The sequence below is a fragment of the Amycolatopsis sp. NPDC045836 genome, from assembly GCF_056431745.1.
This window is the reverse complement of the sequence record NZ_JBWKKF010000014.1, coordinates 174,596-184,171: the sequence shown is the minus strand read 5'-3', so window position 1 is coordinate 184,171 and position 9,576 is coordinate 174,596. Positions and strand designations below refer to the sequence as shown.

General features: G+C 72.9%; 7 protein-coding genes. 1 reads left to right on the top strand and 6 read right to left on the bottom strand.

The genetic code is table 11. The features are described 5' to 3' along the window. Positions 1-94: 94 nt before the first annotated feature. Complete coding sequence (locus AC07EG_RS26475) at positions 95-307, bottom strand: ferredoxin (protein ID WP_478255878.1); 213 nt, start codon at positions 305-307, stop codon at positions 95-97. 2 nt (positions 308-309) lie between these two features. Beyond that, positions 310-1,494 (bottom strand): cytochrome P450, encoded by a 1,185-nt coding sequence (locus AC07EG_RS26470; RefSeq protein WP_478255877.1) that lies wholly within the window; start codon positions 1,492-1,494, stop codon positions 310-312. Positions 1,495-1,617: 123 nt separating this feature from the next. Between AC07EG_RS26470 and AC07EG_RS26465 the strand changes: the two genes are divergently transcribed. Further along, entirely contained in the window at positions 1,618-2,181 is a 564-nt protein-coding gene (locus AC07EG_RS26465; RefSeq protein ID WP_478255876.1) for a TetR/AcrR family transcriptional regulator, read from the top strand. Positions 2,182-2,270: 89 nt separating this feature from the next. On the opposite strand, the gene AC07EG_RS26460 is transcribed toward AC07EG_RS26465, so the two are convergent. The 4 genes from AC07EG_RS26460 to AC07EG_RS26445 form a co-directional block, all read right to left on the bottom strand. After that, positions 2,271-4,463 (bottom strand): ATP-binding protein, encoded by a 2,193-nt coding sequence (locus AC07EG_RS26460; RefSeq protein WP_478255875.1) that lies wholly within the window; start codon positions 4,461-4,463, stop codon positions 2,271-2,273. A 59-nt stretch (positions 4,464-4,522) separates the two neighbouring features. Further along, positions 4,523-4,690: a hypothetical protein gene (locus AC07EG_RS26455; protein WP_478255874.1), complete on the bottom strand. Its 168-nt coding sequence runs from the start codon at positions 4,688-4,690 to the stop codon at positions 4,523-4,525. Between the two features lie 21 nt (positions 4,691-4,711). Next, complete coding sequence (locus AC07EG_RS26450) at positions 4,712-7,891, bottom strand: tetratricopeptide repeat protein (RefSeq protein WP_478255873.1); 3,180 nt, start codon at positions 7,889-7,891, stop codon at positions 4,712-4,714. Between the two features lie 139 nt (positions 7,892-8,030). After that, complete coding sequence (locus AC07EG_RS26445; RefSeq protein WP_478255872.1) at positions 8,031-9,491, bottom strand: alkaline phosphatase family protein; 1,461 nt, start codon at positions 9,489-9,491, stop codon at positions 8,031-8,033. Positions 9,492-9,576: the final 85 nt, after the last annotated feature.

Here is a 9,576-nt window from a genome sequence, read left to right as displayed (position 1 = left end):
TCGGTCGTGGCCTCGTGGTTTTGTCGGGGCGGCGGGGCAGTCCGCCCCCCCTTCCCCCCCCCCCCCCCCCCCCCCCCCCCCCCCCGGCCGGGGGTTACGGGCGCGGGCCCACTTCCCGGTCGCCGGAGCGGACCAGGATCGCTTGCACCGGGCAGGAATCGGCGGCGTCCAGGAGGATTTCGTCCGGGGCGACCTCGGGGGTGACCGGTTCGGCGCGCTCGCCTTCGAGCTTGAAGTACTCCGGCGCGAGCGCCGCGCACATGCCGGACGCGACGCACTCCCCGGAAATGTCGACTCGCCAGTTCATCGTCACCAGCCCACCGGCATGGTGCGCGGCCCACGGACGATCATCTGGCTCTTCCAGACGATGTCGCCCGCCGGGTGCAGCCCGGGGAAGCGGGTCAGCAGCGCACCGAGCGCCTCCTGCAGTTCGAGCCGGGCGAGGGGTGCGCCGAGGCAGTGGTGCACCCCGTGCCCGAAGCCGAGGTGCTGGCCGACTTCCCGGTCCAGCTTCAGCTCGTCCGCCGCGCCGAAGCGCAGGCCGTCGCGGTTGGCGGCGCCGACCGCCACCAGCACCGGTTCCCCGGCGCGCACCAGCACGCCGCCGACTTCCACGTCCTCGGTGGCGTACCGCGGAAATGCCGCACCCGCCCCGAGCGGGACGTAACGCAGCAGCTCTTCGACGGCGTTGTGCAGCAGCTCGGGGTTCTCCCGCAGTTTCGCCAGTTCCCCGGGGTTCTCGCAGAGCACGTACACGAAGTTCGGGATCTGCGACGCGGTGGTTTCGTGCCCCGCCACCAGGATGCCCACGCACAGGTCGACCAGTTCCAGTTCGGACAGCCGGTCACGCACGTCGCGCGCTTCGATCAACGCGGTCATCAGGTCGTCGGCCGGCTCGGCGCGGTGCCGGGCGATCAGGCCCGCCATGTACTCCCGGATCTCCTCCTGGTTGCGGTCGAACTCCTCCGTGGTGAGCCCGGCGGTGGAGAGCAGGCGGTCGCTCCACAGCCGGAAGCGCGGGCGGTCGTCGGCCGGCACGCCGAGCAGTTCGCAGATCACCGCCACCGGGATCGGCAGCGCGTAGTGCTCGACCAGGTCCACCGGTGGCCCCACCGCTTCCATCTCGTCCAGCAGCGAATGCGCGAGTTCGCGGACGCGGGGCCGCAGCGCCTCGACGCGGTGCTTGGTGAACGCCTTCGCCACCAGCGTGCGCAACCGGGTGTGGTCGGGCGGGTCCATGGCGAGGATGCCGTTGGTCCGCTGGGCGGGTGCACTCCGCGGTGCGTCGTGGAACTCCGCCGCGGCACGGCTGAACCGGCGGTCGCCCAGCACCAGCCGGGCGTCGGCGTACCGGGTGGCCAGCCACGCGGGCTCACCGTAGGGCAGCTGCACGCGGATCATGCCCTCGCGCTCGCGCGCTTCGGCGTAGGCCTGGTCGAGTTCGAGGCCGTCGGTTTCGTTGAAGGGATAGGTGACGGGTTCGAGGCTGGTCATCCGGACACCCCCGGGGTCGGTTGTAAGCAGCTGCTTACAACGTACGGCCCGATCACGGATCGCGTCAACGTGATCACCGCGCGCAGGCGGGTTACCGTGTGCGCCTGACGAAGAGGGGAAACGGTGACCGGACGACGACGCCGCCGTGACGCGGCGGTGACCCGGCAGGCCCTGCTCGACGCGGCCGAGGTGCTCTTCGCCGAGCGCGGTTTCGACCGCACCACGGTGCGCGAGATCGCGCGGCGGGCCGACGCCAACCAGGCGCTGCTGTTCCGCTACTTCGGCTCGAAGGAAGCCCTGTTCGAAGCCGTCGTCGCCCGCCGCGGCAGGCAGCGGCTGGCCAAGGGCGCGCCGGAGACCCTGGTGGAGGACACCCTGCGCGGCATCCTGCTGCGCGAGTCGACCGCGCACCACTCGCTGGAAACCCTGCTGCGCTCCACCGGCAACGACAACGCCGCCGCCGCCATCCGGCGGGAGGTGGGGGAGGAGTACAGCCACGCCCTCGCCGCCCTCACCGAAGCGGACGACGCCGACCTGCGGGCCGATCTGGTGTTGGCCTGGATCCTCGGCATCGGCCTGCTGAGGCACATCGCCCAGAAGGACCCCCTGGCCGGAGCCGACGCGGACCAGGTGGTCGGCCTGGTGCTCGGCCCGGTGCGCACCCTGCTCGAACGCTCCGGAACCTAGGCGCTTGCCCGGCGCGGCACGCTCGCGCTCTTCGCGCCCGCCGAAGCACCTGGCTCACGACGCATCGAGCAGGCGCGCCGGATCCGTGCCTAACCCCCGGAAACCCGCTGCCGCGTACCCGCTTCGGGAACCATGAGCGGGTCGAGGTCGTGCAGTTCGGCGGCGCGGGCCCAGTGCGCCCCGGCCTCCCGGGGGCGCTGCTCGGCGGCGGCCACGTTGCCCAGCCCGGTTTCGGCGCGGGCGGCTTCGTAGGTGCTGCCGCAGTCGAGGCTGCGCTCCAGGGCGGCGCGGTAGGCGGCGGCCGCTTCCGCCAGGTCGCCACGCAGCTGGTGGACGTGTGCCCGCGCGTTCAGCGTCATCGCGGCGTCCATGTCGAGGCCGAGGCGTTCGAAGGTGGCGAGGGCGGCGGCGGTGTCCCGCAGCGCGCCCGCGTGGTCGCCCAGCGCCGTTTTCACGATGGCGATGCCACGGGTGGTGATGGCGGCGTTGCGTTCGCTGCCCGTGCGTTCGTAGAAACCGAGCGCGGTCGTCAGTCCGTGCAAGGCGGCGTCGTGCGCACCCCGGTAGTGGTCGACCCAGGCGAGGTTGCTGAGTCCGGTGTGGACACCGTGCTGGTCGTCCAGCCGTTCGTAGAGCACCAGAGCCCGGCGGTAGCTCTCGGCGGCGTCGTCGAGGTCACCGCGGTCGTTGAACGCCATGCCGAGGTTGTTCAGGGTGGTCGCTTCGGCCCAGTCGTCGCCGTCCGCGCGGGCGGAGACCGCGGCCCGGCGGCAGGTTTCCAGCCACGGGTCCCACAGCTTCGCCAGGAAGAAGTAACCGCGCAGGGTGAACGCGAGCTTCCAGCAGTGCGCGTGGAACCCGCGTTCCCCGGCCAGCAGGCACAACGCCACCAGGTTCGGCCACTCCTCCCGCAACCACGCGATGGCGTCCGCCTCACCGTGGAGCTCCGGGGCGGGCGGCTGCTCACCGAAGTGGAAGTCCGGCCGGAAGCGCTGGGGTGCGATGAACCGATCCGCGCGCACGGCGGCGAAGAGAGCGGAGTCGAGCAAGCGGGACAACGCGGCATCGCGTTCGTCCGGGGTGAGGCCGGTTTCGGCCTGTGTGCGGACAAAGGTGCGGAGCAGGTCGTGCATTCGGTACCGTCCGTCGAATTCGCTGAGCAGGTGGGCGGCCAGCAGCTGTTCCAGCGCGTCCTCCGCCTCCGCACCCGCCAGCGCGGCGGCGCTCCACGGCGCGATGTCGGTGCCGGGGAAGAAGGTGAGCAGCGCGAGCAGCCGCCGCCGCGGGGCGGGGAGGTCGTCGTAGGAGAGCCGGAAAGCGGCGGCGACGTCACGCTCGCCGTCGTCGAGCGCGGCGAGCCGGGCGGGTTCGTCGGCCAGGCGCCGGTTGAGGTCGGCCACCCGCCAGGACGGCCGCGAGCGCAGTTTGGCCGCGGCGATCCGGACCGCCAGCGGCAGCCTGCCGCAGTGCTCGACGACCGCGTCGACCTCGGGGTCGGTGCCCTCGCGGGCGCAGATCGCGCGGAACAACTCGGCGGCCTCGTCCAGCGTGGGCAGGCCGAGCGCGAGGTGGTGCGCTTCGTCCAGCGCGGCCAGCCGGTGCCTGCTGGTCACCAGCACCCGGCAGGCGGGCTCGGCGGGCACCAGCTGCCGGACCTGCTCGGCGCTGCGGGCGTTGTCCAGCACCAGGAGCAGCGCCCGGCCGCGGGTGCGGTCGCGGAAGAGCGCGGCCCGGTCGGCGGGGTGGGCGGGGATCTGCTCGCCGCGCACGCCGAGCAGGCGCAGGAAGCGGTCCAGCGCTTCGCCCGCACCGACCGGGGCGGCACCCGGCGTGTGCCCGCACAGGTCCAGGAACAGCGTGCCGTCGGCGAACTCGGCCTGCAGCCGGTGCGCGGCCCGCAGGGCGAGCGCGGTCTTGCCGACCCCGGCCATGCCGTGCACCACGCACACCGACGGCCCGCCGAAAACGGGCTGCCGCAGGGCTTCGGTGATCGCGGTCAGTTCCACGGCCCGGCCGACGAACTGGGCGGTGGCCGGCGGCAGGGTGGACAACGCGGTGGCCGGCGGGCCGGGTGCGGGCACCAGCGCGGCCAGCGTGCCACCCGAGCCGAGCTCGGCGTCGCACAACGCGGCCAGCGCGCCGTTCGGGTTCGCCGCCCCGGTTTCGACCTTGCTGAGGTAGCCCTTGCTGTAGTGCACCCTGGCCGCCAGCCCGGTCAGCGACAACCCCGCCTGGCGGCGCAGCCTGCGCAGTTCCGCGCCGAACGCCGGATCGCCAGCCATGAACCCCCCGCCCTCGCCCGCCACCCATTATGGCCGGTGGCGGGCGGTGGCGACAGCGGTCAGCGCGCACCGCGCACCTCGGCGGTACCGGTGGTCCCCGGGTTCGGGGCGTGCGGACCGGGTGACGACACCGGGTCCCCGGTCATCGACACCCCCAGCACCACGCCGAACGCGGTGAGCCACAGGCCGAGCCGGAACAGGGTGGGCAACGGGCACAGGATCTTCATCTTCACTCCAGCCGACGCGGGTCACGAGCTTCCTGCCGTGCCCAGCGTGCGATCCCCGGCCCCCGGCTCAGAAGGGGTTTCGTGTTTCCAGCCGGACAGGCAACGGGCGCGGCCGGACAGGCCGAGCCGCCGGTAGCTGGCCACCGCCTCCCGCAGCAGCGCGTCGCCTTCGGCCTCCCGGCCCATCAGCACCAGGCACCGCCCCAGCCCGGACCGCGCGTCCGCGATCGACATCGCCGCGCCGATCCCGCCCGCCAGTTCGAGCCCCTCGGTGAAGCAGTCCTCGGCGGCGGCCAGGTCACCGAGGTCGAGGTGGATGCTGCCCAGCCGGCACAGCACCTCGGCGTGCCCGGCCCGGTCGCCGCCGAACAACTGCCGCGCCTGTGCCAGCGCGGTCAGCGCGGTGGCGAAGTCGGCGGTGGCGTGCCGGACCCCGCCGAGGTGGGTCAGCGCGTTGGCCTGGCCGTTGGGGGAGCCGACCTCGCGGTAGAGCTCGTACGCCTCGGTCAGGCAGGAGATCGATTCCGGGTAGTCGCCGAGCGCGACGGCGGTCCGGCCGAGGTTGCACAGCGAATGGGCGCGGTTGATCCGGTCGCCGAGTTCCGTGGTCAGCGCCAGCGCCCGGCGGTGCTGGTGCGCGGCGGCCTCGTACTCGCCGAGGGAGTGGTGGACCCGGCCGAGGTTGTTCAGCGCCTGCGCCTGCCCCAGCCGGTCGCCGAGCCGGCGGTAGCAGGCGTGGGCGTGGCGGTGGTGCGCCATCGCGGTGGCGAAGCCGCCGGTGCGGTGCTGCAGCCGCCCCAACGTGGCCAGCGTGTGCGCCTGGCCCTGGCGATCGCCCAGTTCGAGGTAGAGGTGGTAGGCCCGGGTGACCCCGGCACCCGCCTCGGCGTAGTCGCCGCTGCGGCCGCGCACGTTGGCCAGCCGGTCCAGCGAGTGCGCCTGCCCCAGCCGGTGGCCGAGCTCGCCGAACAGGGCGTACGCCTCGGTCAGGCAGGTGGTCGCCGCGTCGAAGTTCTCCACCCGGTAGTAGACGTGGCCGAGTTCGGTCAGCACGTGCCCGGTGCCCAGCCGCTCGTGGTGCTCGTCGAACAGCTTGAGCGCGTGGGTCAGGTGCGCGATGGCCGCCGCGTAGTCGCCCCGCCGGTAGTGCGCGCGGCCCAGTTCGGTCAGGGCCTGCGCGTGCCCCAGCGGATCACCCAGCTCGCCGAACAGGTCGCTGGCCCGCGACAGGTTCGTGGTCGCCGCCTGGTAGGCGCCGGTGAGCAACTGCATCGCGCCGAGATCGGTCAGCGCCCACGCCTCGCCCGCCGCGCAGCCCTTGCGGTGGGCCGCGTGCACCGCCGTCCGGTGGATCGCCAGCGCGCGGTCCCAGTGCCCGTGCCGCCGCAGGAACGGGTGCAGCGCGTGCGACAGGCCGATCGCGTACTCGGCGTACCCGTGCTCGGCCGCGTGCTCCACGCAGACGGCGAAGTTGGGCAGCTCGGTGGCGAGCCATTCCGCCGCCCGCCGGTCGGACCGCAGGTCGGGCTTGGCCGCCGGTCGCGCGAACGCGATGACGTACGGCGGTTTGCGGTGCGCGGCCATCGCGGCCCCGGCTTCGGCGGCGGTGTGGGCGTAGTAGCCGAGCAGGCGCCCGACCGCTTCGGGATCCGGGCCGCCCAGCGATTCGGCGTACTGCCGGATCAGGTCGTGCAGCCGGTAGCGGCCCGGGCTCGGCTCGTCGACCAGGTGGTTCAGGTACAGCGCGTCGAGCCGGAACCGGGTTTCGTACGGATCGGCGTCGTCGAGCGCGGCGGCGGCGTAGACGTCGAACTCGGTGCCGAGGTGCAGGCCCAGGCGGCGGAACAACCGCTGCTGGCCGGGGGTGAGGTCCCGGTGGGACAGTTCGAAGGCGGCCCGCACCGACCGGCTGCCCGCGGACAATTCGCCGAGCCGGTCGCGGGACCCGGTCAGCTGTTCGGCCAGGTACTCGACGGTCCAGCTCGGGTGGCTGCGCAGCCGCCCGGCGGTCAGCGCGATGGCCAGCGGCAGCCGCCCGCACAACTGCATCAGCCCGGCCACCGGGCCCTCGGGCGCGGTCCTGGTCAGCCTGCCGAACATCTCCACCGACTCCTCGACCGAGAGCAGGTCCAGGGTGAGCGGGTGCGGGTCGTCCAGCCCGGCCAGGCGCTGGCGGCTGGTGAGCACCACCAGCACCCCCGGCGCGCCCGGCAGCAGCGGCCGCACCTGGTCGTGGTCGGCCGCGTTGTCCAGCAGGAGCAGCACCTTCCGCCCCGCCATCCGGTCGCGCCACATGCCGGCGCGCTCGTCGAGCCCGGCCGGGATCTGCTCGGCGGCCACCCCGCAGGCCAGCAGCAGCGCCTGCAGCGCGTCGGCGGGGTCCGCCGGGCGCTGGGCGGCGCAGTGCCCGTGCAGGTCGAGGAAGTAGAGCCCGTCCGGGTAGTCCCCGGCCAGCCGGTGCGCCAGGTGGATGGCGAAGGCGGTCTTGCCGACGCCCGGCATGCCGTCCACGGCGACCAGGGTGACCGCCTCGGCCGCCCGGTTGTCCGGGGCGGCCACGGCGGCGATCAGCTCGTCGAGTTCCCCGTGGCGGCCGGTGAAGGCGGGGATGTCCCTCGGCAGGGTGACCGTGGTGGCCAGCAGCGGCTGCGTCGCGGTGCCCGGCACCGGCAGCAGCAGCGGACGCGGGCCCAGGCCGGGCCGGGGGTGCGTGGGCTGCCCGTGGCACAGGCGCAGCAGCTCCTCGACACCGGCTTCGGTGAGGTCGGGCACCAGGAAGTGGTCGGCGCAGCGCGGTTGCAGGAAGCGCGGGATCTCGTCGATCGACCGGCCGGGCAGCACCACCGGGAACAGCTTGCGCACCCAGGTCTCCCGGTCCTGGTGCAGCCGGTCGCGCAGTTCGGCGGCCTCGCTGCGCACGCCGGGGTTGCGGTGGCACGCGCCGGTGCCGTCCCCGGCGGCCCGGTAACCCGGTGACGCGATCACCACCACGAAGTCGGCGAGGTCGATCTGCTCGTGCATCCACGCGTACCAATCGCGGCGCTGGCCGGTGTACCAGGCGTCGACGTGCACTTCGACGCCGGAACCGGTCAGCAGCGCGCAGAATTCGAGCACCTGTGCCTGGTGCTCGGCGGTGTCGTGGGCATAGGAAACGAATATTCGCGGTGTTACCGGGCCGGTGTCCGCGTTTTCGGCGTCCACGGGCGCCCCCTCGATTTTCCCCTCGGTACGGTGCGCGGGAAAACCTAGCAAGCTGCCGCCGGAGATGCTGATTCCCGGGCGCATTCCACCCACGGGGACCGAACCTCAGCCCAATGTCGTAACAGAAACTGCACTCGGACTACGATTGGGCTTCGAAGTGGCTCAGGACAGTCCGGATCGCCGCCCCGGCGGCCGGGGTCACCCGGCCGGTTTCGGCGGCATGGGCCAGTTCGGGACCGGACCGGAAGGCGGGCGGGCCGGTGGCCTCGGTGGTGATCGGCTGTTCCAGGCAGTTCTTCACCGCACCGGCCAGGTGCAGCAGGCTGGCTTCGAAATCGTTCAGGGTTTCCGCCGGTGCGGTGTCCGCGGCTCGCGGCGGAACGGTGACCCGGCGGTAGTCGGTGCGCGGCCGGGAAAGCAGCGGGAGGGTGGCCAGCAGGTCGTTCGCGTCCCGTTCCCGGTCGGACAGCGGTGGTGTTCCCGGGGCGAACCGGTTGCGCACGGTTTTCGGGATGGACGCGTGGTCGTGCGCGGTGCCGTCGATCGTGCCCCGCGGAATGAGCGGGGAGACCGCGACCGCCGGTACGCGCACCCCGCTCATCCGGAAGTCGAAACCGTTTTCCGCCGGGGGCAGCGGAGCCAGGTGCCGCAGGGGCGGCACGTGGTCGAAAAAGCCGCCGTGTTCGTCGTAGGTGATCAGGAACAGGGTCTTCGCGAACACCAACGGATTTCCGGCGAGCGCGTTGTAGATGCGGGCGATCAGCGCTTCACCGCCGGTGAAACTGGCCCCGCTGGTGGTGTTGTTCGCCGGGTGCTGGCTGTTGCCCGGCCCCATTCCGCAACCGTGGTCGGGTTCGACGAAGGCGTAGGCGGGCAGCTGGTCGTGTTCGATGTCGGTGAGCAGCCTGCCCATTCCGTGGAAGTTCTCCCGGGTGCCGGTCCACAGCTTCCAGAACGCCCACACCTGCGCGATGCCGTCGTGGTACACCGCCCAGCGCTGTCCCGCGCCGGACAGCCGCTGGAAGACCGTGTCGTCGCTGTAGAACCGCGGTTCGATGTCGACCGTGCCGTCCGAGGTCGCCGCGTGCGCGAAGTTGCGGTTCGGCCAGGTCTCCCCGGGCACCGCGGCGAACCACCGGGTGAGCACGGCGAACTCCTTGGCCAGGTGGGACAGCACCGGGGTCTCGGACTCGGGCAGGCAGCGCATGATGTCGGTGGCGCGGGCCGGGATCGGCGCCGGGGCGCCGGTGAGCCAGCGCCAGAACCGCATCGGCAGCCCCTTCGGCGCCGGGCGGCCGAGACTGTCCGCATAGGACTGGATGAAACCACGCATCCGGGGCGGCCCGGACGCGGTGCCGTGGATCTGCTTCCACACGGCGGCATGGGAGTGCCCCGGGTCGACCCCCAGCGTGGCGGTGGCGTCCGGGGTGGCCGGCACCAGGGGTGAGTTGCGAGCGGCGGGATCGACCGGGCACAGCGCCCCGGCGGCACCGGCGGCCGCCCCGTACCCGGGATCGGGGTGGCCGAGGAAGCCGAGCACGTGGTCGAAGGACCGGTTCTCCAGCATCAGCACGATGATGTGGTCGACTCGCGCGTTCACACCAGGTTCAGTCGTCCGCGCCGCCTCCGGTGTGACGCCGGATCCGGGGCGTCACCCGCCGGGAACGGCCCGTCACCGGACCGTT